Consider the following 15,913-nt stretch of genomic DNA (forward strand, 5'->3'; position numbering starts at 1 on the left):
GATTTTTAAAAGGAAACTTCCGTGACCTATTTGTTTATCGCTGATTTACACTTGTCACCAGATCACCCTCGACTCGTTCGGGGGTTTTTAGATTTATTAGAGGCTTATAAAAACAAGAATACCCAGCTATATATTTTAGGCGACTGGTTCAATGCATGGATTGGCGACGACTACACAGCCCCTTGGCTAAATGAAATCATTCGCGCTTTAAAGCAATTTTCAAATGCAGGCAATCACATCTATTTCTTAACAGGTAACCGTGATTTTGCCCTAGGACAACAGTTCCTCGACCAATTTAATGGTCAACTGTTAGCTGAAGTTTGCACACTCAAACTTTCAGATCACACCATTCGTATTGAACATGGTGATTTGCTCTGCACGGACGACGTATCCTATCAGCGTTTTCGTAAAATCATCCGTAATCCACTTCTACTAAAATTTTTAAAAAGTACACCGCTTGGCTTTAGACAAAAACTGGCCAATGGGTTCCGTAAAAAAAGCCGTCAAGCACAACAGTTTAAAAGCTATGAAGTCATGGATGTGAATCAAGATGCTGTTCAAGCAGCACTAAAAAATGTCGATTTACTGATTCACGGACACACGCATCGTGCCAACATTCATGATGTCGATGGGAAAAAGAGAATTGTACTCGGTGACTGGAAAGAAGATTCCGCTCAGATTTTAGAAATTAATGCGAATGGTCATCTACAAAATTTGGCATTAAAAAAATGGCAGTATTAATGCCATTTTTTTACTATACCAATCAATATTATACATAATGCTAACTCAAGTACTTATCGCCTTAGTTCAACTCATTTAGACGGTACAATTGATTAACACCGGTATAAAAGCTCAAACCATCTAAGTTCATTGGAAGAGTTTCGCCAGATTCAAGTTGAATCATATGCCCGACTTCAACCCAGATTAAACCGTGATTTGTATTCTGTTGACGTTTAAGTGGCACCAATTTTACATTGATTTCACTACCATTTACGGCTGTAGCAACACGCCATGTATTTAAAGTTGTCAAAATTTTAACTCACTAAGTGAGCTTTTTGTGATGGAACAAAGAGATTAATAAAACGGGTTTTGAATAATAATTCTGTAGTTACAATGATGATATTCAAGTCAAATGCCTGAACTCAGATAGATCACAATCAGCTATATCATAGAAAAGTAGGAACAATACCTACTCGTAGTCTGCATTATACTAGGTTGTCAAGATTTAAGCAAAAGTAGCCCATTTTTTAATAGAATGACTTTTTTATTATTTTATCTGTTTGAAATAAAAAACTTTTCATATAAATACTTTATTCACAGGCACTTAAATGCGTGTTCATCCGGCACACATATTCAACTAAAATCTAAGTCTGTTCGAGTTGTAGCGTGATCACAAGTCTCCTTTCATCGGTTAGAATGAGACATCAACAATAAATCGAGTGCGATTATGGATCTGCTAAATATTTCAAAAAGTCGTTATACCACCAAAGCTTATGACCCAAATAGAAAGATCCCTCATGAACAGTTTACTCGATTATTAGAAATTCTCCGCTTAACACCATCGTCTATCAACATCCAGCCTTGGCATTTTTTCATTGCAGAAAACACAAACGCCAAAGAACGCATTGCAAAAGCACTGGTGGGTAAATGCGCATACAATGCCCCCAAAGTACTAGATTCATCACATACAATTTTATTTTGCACCAAAGCCGATATTTCTGAGCAACATTTGGAAAATTTATTGCATCAAGATGACCTACATGGTCGTTTTAAAGATAAGGCAGCTAAGCAAGGCCAAAAAGACAGTCGTTCAGGTTATGTCAACTATTACCGCAATGAAAAAGGTGATATACAGCGCTGGGCGGAAAACCAAACCTTTATTGCTTTAGGTCAAATTCTATTGGCTGCAGGTATTGAAAAAATTGATGCGACGCCAATTGGTGGTTTTGATGAATCCATTATTAGTGAAGAGCTAGGTTTAACCGAACAAGGTCTAGTCCCTTCTGTATTGCTCACACTAGGCTATCGGAGTGATGCCGACTTCAATGCCAAATTACCCAAGTCTCGTCTAAGCAAACAAGATATTTTCACGCAGCTGTAATGCTATTTGTATATAAAAGGGACTTCAGTCCCTTTTATATTTTGGGCCTGAAAATTGCTTCATCATGTTCAATGTCAAAACAAAAATAGTGAGGTTGCTGATGTCTGTTAAGCCCAATATGCCGATGAAATTTGAATGTGCACATTGCAATAAAATCTATTTAGGTCAGTATCAACATATTATGCGCCCTCACTATCCCGATTGCCCCAGTTGTGAGCAACCAGGGCTGTTATTAGGGATTGCAGTAATTGAAGATCTGCTCAAACACCCTTTTTCCTTTGTGCAGAACTATTTTAAACAGACATTTCATAAGCTAAACAAGCCACGCTTGTGATACCCAACACCAATCCGATGGCTGTTGGGAGTTTGAGCTTCTCTTTAAAGAAAAGTAGTCCGCTGAATACGCCTAACAGCACCACCATAATATTCATGCCCGCAAAGACCACTGCTGGGCTGTCCTTGAGTAGCAGATGAGCTTTGACATAAAGTGCGATATTGGCAAAGTTCAATACGCCAAGACATAAACCTGCCAAGACGTTCTTGGTTAAGCCGATATTTTTCGTGGTCACAGCAACATAACCGACTGACAATAAAAACGCGCAAATAAACATCAGGTTTAACGCAACGGAAAACTGCACACCCAGCCCTGTTGTATATTTGAGTAGGACATCAATCAGCGCATAACCAAACCAGACTAGTGCTAAATACCACACAGCCTGTTTTTGACTTTCACCCCCACCTGAAGCATGGGTAAATAAAATGCACATCACGGCGGCAAGCCCCAAGACTACCCCGACAATTTTGAGCTGATTAAACTGTTCTTGAAAAATAAAATAAGCCGCCAATAAAGATAAAATCACCGACAAACGCTGTGCGATTTCTGTTTTGACAATGCCTGCATATTGTAAAGATTTAGCTAAAAATAAAAATACACTCGGCAACAAAACACCAAGCGCGACAATCAGCCACCACGGAGTATTTGAAATAGAAACATGGCTTAGATCAGGTTTAAACCAGAAGTAACACAGTAAACTGGCTGAAGCATAGTTCCAGCTAATCATCTGGATCGGATCAAATCCTTTGTTTTTGCCCCATTTTAAAAGAATGGAGACCACCACACTACAACAGGCCGCAGCAAATATCAGTTCCATAGCACACTCTTATTATTGTCGCCTCGAATATAAACACACATAGAAAAGCCCACATCAGGGTGGGCTTTTCCAATATAAATTATTCAAAAAGAATTATTTATAACGATCAACCATTTTCTCTAAAGAAATTGGACGAATCTTATCGGCATTACCCGCAGTACCAAATGCTTCATAACGGTCAACACAAATTTGTTTCATTGCATCTACAGTTTTCGCGAAGAATTTACGAGGGTCAAATTCGCTTGGTTGTTCAGCCATCATACGACGCATTGCACCAGTCGATGCTAAACGCAAGTCTGTATCGATGTTGATTTTACGAACACCGTGCTTGATTGCTTCAACCAATTGCTCAACAGGAACACCATAAGTTTCTTTGATGTCGCCGCCGTACTGGTTAATGATCGCTAACCATTCTTGAGGAACAGAGCTTGAACCGTGCATCACAAGGTGGGTATTTGGAAGCGCCGCATGAATTTCTTTAATGCGGTCAATTGCCAAAATATCGCCTGTAGGTGGACGCGTAAATTTGTACGCACCGTGAGAAGTACCCACTGCAATTGCAAGTGCATCTACATTGGTATCTGCAACGAACTGACGTGCTTCTTCAACTGAAGTGAGAAGTTGAGAATGATCAAGAACACCTTCAGCGCCTACACCATCTTCTTCACCCGCCATACCAGTTTCAAGGCTACCTAAACAACCGATTTCACCTTCAACTGAAACACCACATGCATGCGCCATTTGTACTGTACGACGAGTTACATCAACGTTGTATTCATACGTTGTTGGTGTTTTACCGTCTGCACCCAATGAACCATCCATCATCACAGATGAGAAGCCCAATTGAATTGAACGTTGGCAAACGTCTGGATCTGTACCATGGTCTTGATGCATTACCACTGGAATGTGTGGCCATTCTTCAATTGCAGCCAAAATAAGATGACGTAAGAATGGAGCACCTGCATATTTACGCGCACCCGCTGATGCTTGTACGATAACAGGTGAATTTGTCGCATCTGCTGCAAGCATGATTGCGCGCATTTGTTCTAAGTTGTTTACGTTGAATGCTGGTACGCCGTAAGCATGTTCGCCGGCGTGATCCAAGAGCTGGCGCAATGAAATAAGAGCCATAATGTCCTCCCAGTTGATGCGACATATTCTACATGCTCAAAGGTTTCAATTCAGCAACAAATAACACTATTTAAAAAAAATCCCCGCAATTGCAGGGACTTTTTACGAAATTCGCGTGTATTTAGTGTGCTGTAGCAGCCGAAGCCTCTACCGCAGGATCCGCAGTTGCAGCATCTGCAGGTGCATTTGCAACTTCAGCAGGAATGTCTTTGTTCTTTTCATCCAACTCTGGCTGATCAATCGCATCAATTGCCGCTTGTTGTTCAGCCGTTACAGCTTCTTCAACTGCTGCTGTTTCAGATGCTGCAGCAGTTTGCTCTGGTGCTTCATTTTTCTTACAAGCAGTCAGTGCCAATGGTGCTAACAAAAGTGCAGCAAGGGTCATTTTTAAATTCATAATGTTTTCCTAGAACAGATGATTTAATGCCCTGTAGTTTATTTCAGCATTATTTCATTTTCATGACTGAATGATGAATAGATTTGTTAAGCCCATAAAAAAAGGTTGACCGAAGTCAACCTTTTTACAACAGCATGAGCACACAACAATTATTGTGCACGCTCGATCAGCGCTGCAACTGCAGGAAGTGTTTTGCCTTCGACAAACTCAAGGAAAGCACCACCACCCGTTGAGATATAACCAATTTTGTCTGCAACTTCGTATTTATCAATAGCAGCTAAAGTGTCACCACCACCTGCAATAGAGAAGCCAGCAGATTCAGCAATCGCTAAAGATAAAGTTTTTGTGCCTTCGCCGAATTGATCAACCTCAAATACGCCCACTGGGCCATTCCAAAGAATCGTTTTTGACGTTTTTAAAATGTCTGCAAATGCTTTTGCTGTTTCTGGACCTACATCCAAAATCATGTCATTGTCAGTCACATCTTCAACTTTTTTCACGACTGCTTTAGCAGCAGCCAATGAACCCAAGAAGTCTGCAAAATCGATTTCAGAAGCATCAGCTACTACGACATCCGTTGGAAGCGGTACAGAAACTTTCGCAGCAATTGCTTTTGCTGTAGCGATCAAATCATTTTCACACAATGATTTACCGACATTGAAGCCTGCTGCTGCCAAGAACGTATTGGCAATACCACCACCCACAATCAATTGATCGCAAATATCAGAAAGTGATGTCAACACATCTAACTTAGTCGATACTTTAGAACCCGCAACAATAGCAACCATTGGTTTTTCAGGGGTTTGTAATGCACGGCCAAGTGCATCTAACTCAGCCGCCAATAAAGGACCAGCCGCTGCAACTTTCGCTAAACGTGCCACGCCTTCAGTTGATGCTTCTGCACGGTGCGCTGTGCCGAATGCATCCATCACAAATACATCACAAAGTGCTGCATATTTTGCCGCAAGTTCTGGGTTGTTTTTCTTTTCACCCGCGTTAAAACGGCAGTTTTCAAGGAGTACCACTTGACCTGCGGCAACGTCAACACCATCAAGGTAATCCGTCACTAATTGAACGTCTTGACCCAATGCTTCAGTCAAATACGCAGCAACAGGTGCTAGTGATTGTTCTGGTTTTGGCTCACCTTCAACTGGACGACCAAGGTGAGAATAAACCATTAGGGCTGCGCCTTGTGCTAACGCTGCTTTAATTGTTGGTAAAGCGGCACGTAAACGTGCATCACTTGTAATCACACCATTTTTAACAGGAACGTTTAAATCTTCGCGAATAAGAACACGTTTACCTGTTAAATCGAGGTCAGTCATACGCTGAAAATTCATGTAGAGCTCTCTTTCTATATATAAAAATCGCGTCGATTTTAAATGATTATGCAGAAAAAGGTTAGCTTCTTTTGCAGAAAAGCAAACGAAAGGCAAAGTTTTGCTATCATAGTGAAAAGTCTCACTAGATTTAGCATTTATGTCTATTCATCCTGATCCAAATCTAAACCGTTTAAACGTTTTGGGTGAACCTTTAGCCAGCTGTTGTTACTCCCCGATCACGGGTTATTTCCGTAATGGTTTTTGTCATACAGCACCATCTGATTTGGGACAACACACGATCTGTGTTGAAATGACCTCTGAGTTTTTAAATTTTTCGCAGCGTGTAGGTAATGATCTCATTACCCCTGTGCCTGAAGTTGACTTTCCAGGTCTACAACCTGGTGATTTTTGGTGTATCTGTGTGACCCGTTGGGTAGAAGCTTATCAGGCCGGTTTTGCGCCTCCTGTTAAAGTTCAAGCTTGCCATCAAGCTGTACTGTCCTATGTCCCGCTGAATGTGCTTATGGAATATGCAGTCGAATGAATACTTCAGAAATTATCTTGGCATCAAGCAGTCAAACTCGTAAAGACCTCATGAATCGTTTACGTCTAGACTACCGCTGCGTTGTGCCTGATATAGACGAATCGCCTCGTGGTGAAAGCCATGCCGATGATTTAGCCAAACGATTGGCTTATGAAAAAGCGCATGTCATTGCGTCACAAAACCCTGAAGCAATCGTGATTGGTTCAGATCAAGTGGCATGGCGTGAAGGTGCACCCGATATTTTTATTGGTAAGCCATTGAGTACTGAAAAAGCCATTAAACAGCTACAGGCCAATTCGGACAAAATTGTCTACTTCAGTACCGCACTCAGCGTGCAGCAACACTCAACTGGCTTTGAACGTAGTCTGGTTGAACACTATAAAGTCAAATTCCGTAAACTGGGACTGCCTGAAATTCAGCGTTATGTTGAAGTTGAACAACCACTGATGTGTGCTGGAAGCTTCAAGTGTGAAAGTCTTGGTATCAGCTTATTTGAACAAATGATAGGACAAGATCAAACCACGTTGATGGGTATGCCTATGATTCAGCTGTGTCATATTCTGCGTGAATTAAAAGTGCTTGTGCCATAATTATGTAGAAGTATTTTTAGTTGGTTCCTCAACAAATTGAACAGCTGCAGATGTTGCTGTTCAATTTTGAGCATTAAATGTAACAACAGCATGAATAAAATATATAGCCAATCGCTCAAAGATTTTTAGACAAATTTGCTGAGAGATAAGCTTGAATGAGTCGTTTAAAATACATTCGAATTAATAGACTACGGTACAGCGTAATCAGCATAAAAAGAATAAGAAAGGAAAATAGACCAATATTATTAGGGTCAAAGCTACTCACACTTTCCCTCTGTCTAAAGAGATATTTGACAAATAACAATGCCAATACCAAATAGCCATACCACATTTTATTATATAGCGGATGATCTTCAGCAAGACTTTTGGCTTGTCTAAAAAGTAAGATATGCTGATATTGGGGCACCTTAGCCAAATTTTTTGTTTTATATATCCTATCGATTGAGCATGATTTTTCCGCTAATTTGGACTGACTTTTCTCTCTTTCTTTTTGCAATATCTCATTCGCCATTTTCTCGGCGTCTTCTTTACTTAACATTATTTTTCTTCACTATATTTTAGACCTATTATGCTGTAAAAATTTTGATGCCTGCAATCATAACGACTCAGACAAACTTAATTTATTTAAATCAACCAAGCGCATTTAAATAAATCTAACGATACTTGCACATAGGCCTTCGATCATAAGACAATAGTCACAATATTGTTTTAAATTTGCTTAGGCTATTTTCATGTCCCAATCTCTTGATGTTCTTGGCGGTATTACAGCTGAACAATTCCTTGCCGAATATTGGCAAAAAAAACCATTATTGGTCCGCAACGCGCTGCCTGAAATTATCAATATTTTAGAACCTAGCGATATTATGGAACTGGCTTTAGATGAAAATGTCACAGCTCGTCTCATCAAACAAAAAGACCGTGACCCAAATCAGTGGTCGGTAAAGTCTTCACCGCTGTTAAAAGCTGATTTCCAAAAGATGCCAAAACTCTGGACTTTATTGGTTCAAGCCGTAGATCACTACTCTTTTGACTTAGCTGCACTGTGGAAAAAATTTCCTTTTATTCCGCAGTGGCGCCGTGATGACATCATGGTGTCCTATGCGCCTAAGGGTGGCTCTGTCGGAAAGCATTTTGACTTTTACGATGTCTTTTTAGTTCAAGGTTATGGTCATCGTCGTTGGCAGTTGGGTCAAATGTGCGATGCTGACTCTGAGATTGTTGCAGGCCAACCTTTAAAATTACTGCCTGAAATTGACGTACATTTTGACGAAGTATTAGCGCCAGGTGATCTACTTTATGTACCACCAGGTTTATCACATTTTGGTGTAGCTGAAGATGACTGTCTGACCTTCTCTTTTGGCTTCCGTATGCCAAACGTCACCGACATGGTAGACCGTGTAGGCGATAAACTATCTGATAACGCGCTACTGCGTAATCCTTTGCTCGATATTGTCCGTGATCAACAAAGCCCGATCGGTCAATTAACACAAAACGAATTGGATTATTTAAAAGCAGAAATTTTGGCTCAGCTACAAAATTCAACTTTGCTTGAAGATGCTATTATGACCTTGATGTCAGAGCCGAAATACCCTGAAAATATTCCTGAAGCTGAAGAAATTGGCACAGGAGATTTAGAAGGTATTTTAGACCAAGGCTATCAGCTGATCTTAGAACCCGCTTCTCGCCTACTTTATACACACGATGAAGATGAATTCTTATTTTGGGCCAATGGTGAAGGGCTATGCATTTCAGAGCAATTTGCACCATTACTCAAGAATTTAGCAGATGGTGAAGCACTCTTGCTTGATGAAAGCTTATATGATGCCGATATTCTAGAAGACATTGCAATGCTGATGAACGAATCCGTCTTAATGCTACTCCCACCTGACGAAGCTTAAGCAAACCAAGTGCTGAGGAATCTAACTACTCAGCACTTTCTCCCTCACCAAACCTTAAACTGGCAATAATTTTGGTACAGCCTTTTTCAGATTCGATATTGAGCTCAGCACCAATTTTTTCTAAACGCATTTTCATACTGCGCATACCAATGCCCATCCCGTGGTTAAGCACACACTCCACATTAAAACCTACGCCATCATCCTGAATAATCATGACCAAGTGAGTTGTACTTGGATAATACATTTTTACATCAATATGCCGTGCTTGGCTGTGCTTCATAATATTGGTCAAACTTTCTTCAAGCACACGAATTAAAGTCAAACATTGTAGTGCTGTCGGTTGTATTTCCCATGCCTCTGGAATGCTCCAAGTCGCTTCAATATCCAACTCATCCATGATCTGACTAAACCGATGCCGAACAGGAGCAATCCATAACACAGGATTATCTGGCGTTTTGTTATTGGTTAAAGAACCGCTGTCAATAATTTGTCTTAAATCATCTCGAAGCAATTTGAGGATGGATAAAAATTGTTGATTCGACATGGTGCTGGAGCTCTGATCCACCAAAATCATGGAACGAACCAAAGATGCACCCAAACCATCGTGCAAATCATGTGCTAAATGAATACGCTCTTGTAAGCGGACATTTTCAAGCTCTAATTGGTGTCGAGCATATAAACTAGAGGACAGGTTACTGGTCACAAAGCTCACTCGTTGCTCAAGCTCACTATTAAATCTTTGTATTTTTTTAATATTTTTATCTAATCGTGTTGCGAGAATAATCACAATAAAAAAAGTGATCACCGGTGAGGTATACGGCGACAAAGGCTGATGGTCATTAATATGCCCATCAAAAAGTAGTGAAATATCGTAAAGCATGACGATAAGAATCACACTTAAACAAACCACCAACAAGATATAATCACGGCGCTTGGTCTTATAAGCACGATAAATCACAAAGCAGAATGATGCGATAAATAATGCAATACATAACAGGAAAATCACAGCAAATACGATATTGACCATCAAGCTCGGGATAAACAAGATGGTGACAATACACACTGCAGCCACTAAAAATAAGGTTTTCTCTAACTCAGCAAATTTTGTCTTCACAAAACGCAGCAAGTAAATGCAAAAGCAAACATTGTATAAAACAAAAAAAGTCAGGTTAGTTTTCATGACCCACAAGGAGTTTGGATATGGAAACACTTCTCGGTTGATGACATTCCAAATAAACAAGACCCAAAACAAACAGCTAACAGAAAACCACAGAAATGTCGTTTCATTGCGTCTAAAAAACCAAATGACAAAGCACACCAAACCTAAGGTGGTGGAAATGACTAAATTGACTTGAAACAGTGCTCTCTTGTTCCAAATTCTTTTTTGTTGTTTATCATATGCTGTTGTGATATCAGAAAATTCTAGATTACCTAAACCCGGACTTTCATAACTATTACCAACCACGTACACCCAAATGTCATTGTTTTTTTGTTTTAAGCTTTCGACAGGAAGGATCCAAAAACGTGGGGTATTCCAACTTTTGGACAAGGGTTCAACTAAATGCTTATCTTTCCAAAGTAAATTTCGATTAAAAAAAACAGCGCCTGCGCTACTCATGCCTTCCACAGAAAATGCTAAAGGCTGATTCAGTTCATTACTGTCGTTACAACTCCAATGCCAATTAAAATGGTACCAAACGCCGCCATCGTAATGTGGCCAGCGTTCTGTCCACACATCAGGGTTTTTGACCTCTACCCATCCCGTCTTCGGAACAACATCGATAGAACTTGTTTTCACCGCAGAAATTTTATCGACATTCACTTTACAAGTTGGACTAACAGCAAAGTTGGTTTGTGCGGAACTGGCAAAACTAAGCACACACAAACACAGTGTGACAAAAATGCTCAGCCAGCCATTTCTCATAAAATACCTAAAGAACGCGCAGTGCTGACTGCTTTGGTTCTTTTTGAAACAGAAAGCTTGCGGTAAATATGCTTAATATGGCTTTCAACGGTATAGCGCGAAACAAATAATTGCTCAGCAATTTCGCGGTTACTCAGGCCTTGTGCCACCAAATTGAGAATTTCAGTTTCTCGATTGGTCAGTTGATCATAGTCCTGACCATCCAACTGCTCTACACGCTCAGTTTGGGGGGTATTTGAGGTTGAGATTTGATTTAAAATCTCTCGGGCAATAAAGGGATCAATCGGCGCTCCGCCGCGCAAAATACTCCGTATCGACATTAGCACTTCGGCATCATCACGTTCTTTCAATACATAGCCATTCGCTCCCGCTTTAATCGAGGCAAATAAACTTTGCTGTGTACTCCATGCCGAAATCACCAAAATTAAGGCGCTTTCGTCTATCTCTCTAAGTTTTTCAATTAAGGTGATGCCATTTCCATCAGGCAACCCTAAATCAACTAAAGCTAAAGAAATCGGTTGTGATGCAATGATTTGCATGGCTTCAGCTAAATTTTTAGCAAAAATCAGCATATCTTGACTATAGCCCAGCTCCGACAGGATCAGATCTAGGCGCGAGCGAATCATGGCTTCATCTTCCACGATTAAAACAGGTGCAGGCAAAACAGTTTCCTTATTTTTCACTGAAGCTTCCCCTTTTTCTTATCATTCTTCAAGCACACTATACCGATGCAAGCTTGGCCTAACCTATCCCTAGAAGTAAGTAATTTATAATTTTTTCTTTTGAACAATAAGCGCTTGTTCATATTCATTTTATATACTTTAAATTCTGAAAGATATCAATCTGTATAAAATTTATCCGCAATTTTAATATTGGATTCCTCCTGCAAATAATAACGGGCGTAACAACAATTTATTACTTGTAGATGAAATAGAGACTTGGCACATTAGGTCTAAACAACCAGGAAGGATGCCCAGCCATATGTCTAGCCCTGCTCAATCCATACGTCATAAATTACTCAATACTTTTTTTTCCCGGCACTCCATTTGGCTACTGTGTATTTTTATTTTCTTGAGCATTTCTTTTTTTCATTATAGCCATACGCCCATCTATATTAATTATTTTATTTCGGACACTTTACTGAACAGTATTTGGCTGATCACAGGTTTACTAAGTCTTGTTGGCTTGCATGATGTTTTACAGAATAAACATTCGATCTTAAAGAACTACCCGATCATGGGGCACTTTCGTTTTATTTTTGAAGATTTCCGCCCCGAAATTCGCCAATATTTTATTGAGGCCGATCAAGATGCACTGCCTTTTTCACGAATGCAACGTAGTTTGGTCTATCAACGTGCAAAAAACCAAAATGCGGATAAACCCTTCGGCTCCATTATCGATGTCTATGCAGACAACTACCGCTTCATGACTCATTCACTGAGCCCATGCACACCTGCTGACCCTAAAACCTTCCGTATTCTAGTGGGCAATTCGCAATGTTCACAACCTTATAGTGCTTCTATTTTCAATATTTCAGCCATGAGTTTTGGCAGCCTGAGTGCCAATGCCATTCGCGCTTTAAACAAAGGAGCGCAAATGGGTGGTTTTTACCATGATACTGGCGAAGGCAGTTTAAGTCCGTACCATCTTGAGTATGGAGGCGATATTGTTTGGGAGTTAGGCAGTGGTTATTTTGGCTGCCGTACTCTAGATGGCCAATTTGACCCTGAAAAATTTGCCGTTCAAGCCAAACGACCTCAAGTCAAAATGATCGAAATCAAGCTCTCTCAGGGAGCAAAACCTGGTCATGGCGGGATTCTACCGAAAGATAAAATTTCTGAAGAGATTGCCGAAATACGGGGCGTCAGTCGCGATCATGACTGTGTTTCTCCCTCAAGTCATTCTGCCTTCAAAACTCCAATTCAGATGATGCATTTTATTCAAAAACTGCGTGAGTTATCTGAAGGCAAACCTGTCGGTTTCAAGCTGTGTATTGGTCAACCTTGGCAATTTATGAGCATTGTCAAAGCCATGCTGCATACTCAAATTATTCCTGATTTTATTGTCGTAGACGGCTCCGAAGGCGGGACTGGTGCAGCACCTATCGAACTGATAGACAATATGGGCGTACCACTACGTGAAGGCTTACTTTTCGTACACAACACACTGGTCGGTGCGGGTTTACGTGATCAGATCAAAATTGGTGCCAGTGGCAAATTGGTTAGTGCCTTTGATATTGCCAGTACAATGGCAATTGGTGCAGATTGGGTGAACTCTGCACGAGGGTTTATGTTTGCGGTGGGCTGCATTCAAGCGCAAAGTTGTCATACCAACCAATGCCCTGTCGGTGTTGCAACGCAAGACAAAGAGCGTCAAAAAGCAATACATGTGCCCACCAAAGCCGAACGTGTGCTGCATTTTCATGACAACACATTAAAGGCACTTTCGGAAATGATTGCTTCAGCGGGCTTAAAACACCCAGCAGAAATTAAAGCACGCCATTTAGCACAGCGTATTAATGACCGAGAAATTCGAAACTATGCGCAGCTACATTTTTGGTTAAAAGATGGTGAGCTGCTGTCTTGTGAAAATAAAGATGAAGAGAACTTCTATTTCCGTATGTGGAATATGTCCAAATTAGAACACTTCTAAATAAAAGGAGGCTCTATCAGCCTCCTTTTTATTTTCGATAACAGAAATCACAGAGTGTTAGTAATATCCACTCGATGAACCCTGTGCATGTAAAAAGGCTGGGATTAGACCTGTTAATGCCGCACGAATATCCGAACGCTCATTGATCAATTGATGTGAACCCTCCTCCAACATCAATAAGGTCTGTAGGCGGAACTTTTCACGAATAAACTCAATGTTATAACGCCAGTCTACCGTCTGATCCAAGGCACCTTGAGCTAACCAAACTGGAATACGACAAGCTGGGCGCTGCTCCATTTCCAACATCCATTTAGACATAGCCAAAATCCAATCCATACCCATCATGCGAGGTTGTAGTGGATCTTTTAAACGAACAAAACGTAAGAACTCAGGGTTATGGTTATTCCGCCTAAAATGACGCGGCACTTGACGTTTAATCCGACGAATAATGCCTAGTCCAACCGAGTTATGCCACCAAGCGGATTTTGCAGGTCGAATGAGTGGCGACAACAACAAAACACGTTGCACATAAGGGTTTTCACGGCGTTCGGCAAATTCAAGCAAATGATGCATCAAAATTGCACCACCCGTGCTCTGCCCTATACCTAACCACGGTTGCGGCAACTGCTCAGCATGTTTAACATAACGCACCACCGCATGTAACACATCTTGATAATGATCAAAATTTTGGATATTCGCAGGTGATCCATCACTGAGTCCATGCCCTGGAAGATCATAGGTCAGTACACTAAAACCTTGTTCAAGCAACTCTTTAATAATGGGTTGATAAATTCCGCTATGCTCTAAATAACCATGCAACAGACAGACTGAACCTTTGATTTTTTCAATTTTTGGTGCAAAAACTTGGACATGCAACTTAAACAAAGGCATTTGAACATAACCTTGCCAGTGATCACAGTCCAACGCATCTAAACCATATAAACGACGATAAGACACCATCTCCACCGATGCTTCATACGGCTGGTTTAGATTCAAAGGCATTAAAAGCTGTGGTGTCGTCTCACGGCTCGGCACAGGAAGTTCAAGTTGTTTGAGTACGGAAGGATTTAAAAAAGGAAGTTCAGGCATTATGGAATCTCCCGACAGTCACTCGAACCCACCAGAACATCACGAATTGTCGCAAGCATTTCATAATTGGCACGGCGACTATGGTCATAATTTTGTTCACTTGGGCGCCATTGGGTTAATTGGGTCGGCATAGGTGCTTCAATCGGCTGTGTTTCTATACCATTTAAAGCAAATAAACGACGTGTACGTGGCATATGATATTGATCTGTAATTAAAATCACTCGTGGTGCACCACCTTTTTTCTGCAACAGCAAAGAGCTAAAGCGCGAGTTTTCGCAGGTGTTCATACTACGATCTTCCAATAGTTTCGCATCGACTCCACGTGCCTTTAACCATCTTTGCATATACGGGGCTTCGACACCGCTAAGCACAATGGGGAGCTTGAACTGTTGTTCGACCTGCAATGTGGTTTCAAGACGTAATCGCGTATATTCATTCACCACAATATCTTTACGATTTTTATCTAAAGTTAATCCGCCACCCAAAACAACTATGGCATTCGGCATGTTTAATGCCGCTTTTCTCTCTTCATTTTGTGCATGTATTTGTGCAATGTCCTGATAGATTTGTTCATCTATCGGCTCTTCCTCTACAGTCTCAACTTTATGCGTTTTTAAAAAGTCGAGATAATGTTCCATCAGGGCTTTATTTTCTTTGCTATTCAGCTCTAGCAGTTCTTTGACATTTTCAGTCGGGTCAACCTCAGAACTTGCCGTCTCAACCACCAAAGGAATTTGAGGCTTTTGCTCTTTTTCTTGCTCTTCACGCTGTTCAGAAATAATTAACTGTTGCAGTGCTTTATAACGTGCCTGAATCGTGGTTAGGTTTTGCGAATTATGTTCTTTGATTTGCTCTTCCATCAACTGTAAGTACGCTTGACGAGCAATCCACAAATCAGAACCCGGTTCTAAGCTTTCTTGCTCACTGAGTGCTGCCATTTTTTGACTTTGTGCTGCAACTTCATTGACATCTGCAGGGACAAAGGCATTCAATGTCGCCACAATCAGTTTAGAATAAAAAGGCGTATAAATAAAAATCATTAAACAGCCGAAAAATGCAAACAGCACCGAAGTGATTTGCATTAAACGCACCATTTTATGGGTTTTACTCATAC

The 15,913-nt window shown here is 40.7% G+C and carries 17 protein-coding genes; 7 read left to right on the forward strand and 10 right to left on the reverse strand.

Annotated elements, in window-relative coordinates; all coding sequences use genetic code 11:
• The first annotated feature begins 21 nt into the window (after positions 1–21).
• Positions 22–741, forward strand: a complete 720-nt coding sequence (locus tag F946_RS16095) for a UDP-2,3-diacylglucosamine diphosphatase (RefSeq protein WP_004984713.1) — start codon at positions 22–24, stop codon at positions 739–741.
• A 61-nt stretch (positions 742–802) separates the two neighbouring features.
• On the opposite strand, the gene F946_RS16100 is transcribed toward F946_RS16095, so the two are convergent.
• Complete coding sequence (locus F946_RS16100) at positions 803–1,030, reverse strand: hypothetical protein (RefSeq protein ID WP_004696967.1); 228 nt, start codon at positions 1,028–1,030, stop codon at positions 803–805.
• Positions 1,031–1,447: 417 nt separating this feature from the next.
• On the opposite strand from F946_RS16100, the gene nfsB reads away from it, so the two are divergent.
• A complete protein-coding gene (nfsB, locus tag F946_RS16105) occupies positions 1,448–2,101 on the forward strand; it encodes an oxygen-insensitive NAD(P)H nitroreductase (RefSeq protein ID WP_004984715.1) in 654 nt (217 codons plus the stop codon).
• Between the two features lie 100 nt (positions 2,102–2,201).
• Positions 2,202–2,435 carry a hypothetical protein gene (locus tag F946_RS17465; protein WP_004984716.1) on the forward strand — a complete coding sequence of 78 codons (234 nt, stop codon included), beginning with the start codon at positions 2,202–2,204 and terminating at the stop codon, positions 2,433–2,435.
• On the opposite strand, the gene F946_RS16115 is transcribed toward F946_RS17465, so the two are convergent.
• The 4 genes from F946_RS16115 to F946_RS16130 form a co-directional block, all read right to left on the reverse strand.
• Positions 2,395–3,252 (reverse strand): DMT family transporter, encoded by an 858-nt coding sequence (locus F946_RS16115; protein WP_004984717.1) that lies wholly within the window; start codon positions 3,250–3,252, stop codon positions 2,395–2,397. The genes F946_RS17465 and F946_RS16115 overlap by 41 nt on opposite strands.
• A 93-nt stretch (positions 3,253–3,345) precedes the next feature.
• On the reverse strand, positions 3,346–4,383 hold the full coding sequence (gene fba, locus F946_RS16120) for a class II fructose-bisphosphate aldolase (RefSeq protein ID WP_004984718.1): 1,038 nt from the start codon (positions 4,381–4,383) through the stop codon (positions 3,346–3,348).
• Between the two features lie 121 nt (positions 4,384–4,504).
• Complete coding sequence (locus tag F946_RS16125; protein ID WP_004696954.1) at positions 4,505–4,780, reverse strand: hypothetical protein; 276 nt, start codon at positions 4,778–4,780, stop codon at positions 4,505–4,507.
• A gap of 149 nt (positions 4,781–4,929) precedes the next feature.
• Positions 4,930–6,120, reverse strand: a complete 1,191-nt coding sequence (locus tag F946_RS16130; RefSeq protein WP_004984721.1) for a phosphoglycerate kinase — start codon at positions 6,118–6,120, stop codon at positions 4,930–4,932.
• Between the two features lie 139 nt (positions 6,121–6,259).
• On the opposite strand from F946_RS16130, the gene F946_RS16135 reads away from it, so the two are divergent.
• Positions 6,260–6,646, forward strand: a complete 387-nt coding sequence (locus F946_RS16135; protein ID WP_004984725.1) for a DUF2237 family protein — start codon at positions 6,260–6,262, stop codon at positions 6,644–6,646.
• Positions 6,643–7,236: a Maf family protein gene (locus F946_RS16140; RefSeq protein WP_004984727.1), complete on the forward strand. Its 594-nt coding sequence runs from the start codon at positions 6,643–6,645 to the stop codon at positions 7,234–7,236. The genes F946_RS16135 and F946_RS16140 overlap by 4 nt, the downstream gene beginning before the upstream one ends.
• 115 nt (positions 7,237–7,351) lie before the next feature.
• Here the strand turns inward: F946_RS16140 and F946_RS16145 are convergent, their stop codons facing one another.
• The gene (locus tag F946_RS16145; RefSeq protein ID WP_004984730.1) at positions 7,352–7,774 is read right to left on the reverse strand and encodes a hypothetical protein; all 423 of its coding nucleotides are present in this window, start codon (positions 7,772–7,774) and stop codon (positions 7,352–7,354) included.
• Between the two features lie 193 nt (positions 7,775–7,967).
• On the opposite strand from F946_RS16145, the gene F946_RS16150 reads away from it, so the two are divergent.
• Positions 7,968–9,134, forward strand: a complete 1,167-nt coding sequence (locus F946_RS16150) for a ribosomal protein uL16 3-hydroxylase (RefSeq protein ID WP_004984732.1) — start codon at positions 7,968–7,970, stop codon at positions 9,132–9,134.
• A 25-nt stretch (positions 9,135–9,159) separates the two neighbouring features.
• Here F946_RS16150 and F946_RS16155 read toward each other — a convergent pair whose 3' ends face one another.
• A complete protein-coding gene (locus F946_RS16155) occupies positions 9,160–11,058 on the reverse strand; it encodes a sensor histidine kinase (protein WP_004984734.1) in 1,899 nt (632 codons plus the stop codon).
• A complete protein-coding gene (locus F946_RS16160) occupies positions 11,055–11,741 on the reverse strand; it encodes a LuxR C-terminal-related transcriptional regulator (RefSeq protein WP_004696942.1) in 687 nt (228 codons plus the stop codon). The genes F946_RS16155 and F946_RS16160 overlap by 4 nt, the downstream gene beginning before the upstream one ends.
• A 298-nt stretch (positions 11,742–12,039) precedes the next feature.
• Between F946_RS16160 and F946_RS16165 the strand changes: the two genes are divergently transcribed.
• Positions 12,040–13,710, forward strand: coding sequence for an FMN-binding glutamate synthase family protein (locus F946_RS16165; protein WP_004984739.1), 1,671 nt, complete (start codon positions 12,040–12,042; stop codon positions 13,708–13,710).
• 57 nt (positions 13,711–13,767) lie between these two features.
• On the opposite strand, the gene F946_RS16170 is transcribed toward F946_RS16165, so the two are convergent.
• Together F946_RS16170 and F946_RS16175 are read right to left on the reverse strand one after the other, a co-directional pair.
• Complete coding sequence (locus tag F946_RS16170) at positions 13,768–14,799, reverse strand: alpha/beta hydrolase (RefSeq protein ID WP_004696940.1); 1,032 nt, start codon at positions 14,797–14,799, stop codon at positions 13,768–13,770.
• Positions 14,799–15,911, reverse strand: coding sequence for a YdcF family protein (locus F946_RS16175; protein WP_004984741.1), 1,113 nt, complete (start codon positions 15,909–15,911; stop codon positions 14,799–14,801). The genes F946_RS16170 and F946_RS16175 overlap by 1 nt, the downstream gene beginning before the upstream one ends.
• Between the last annotated feature and the right edge of the window lie 2 nt (positions 15,912–15,913).

Source organism: Acinetobacter johnsonii ANC 3681 (genome assembly GCF_000368805.1).
GTDB classification, from domain to species: Bacteria; Pseudomonadota; Gammaproteobacteria; order Pseudomonadales; family Moraxellaceae; genus Acinetobacter; species Acinetobacter johnsonii.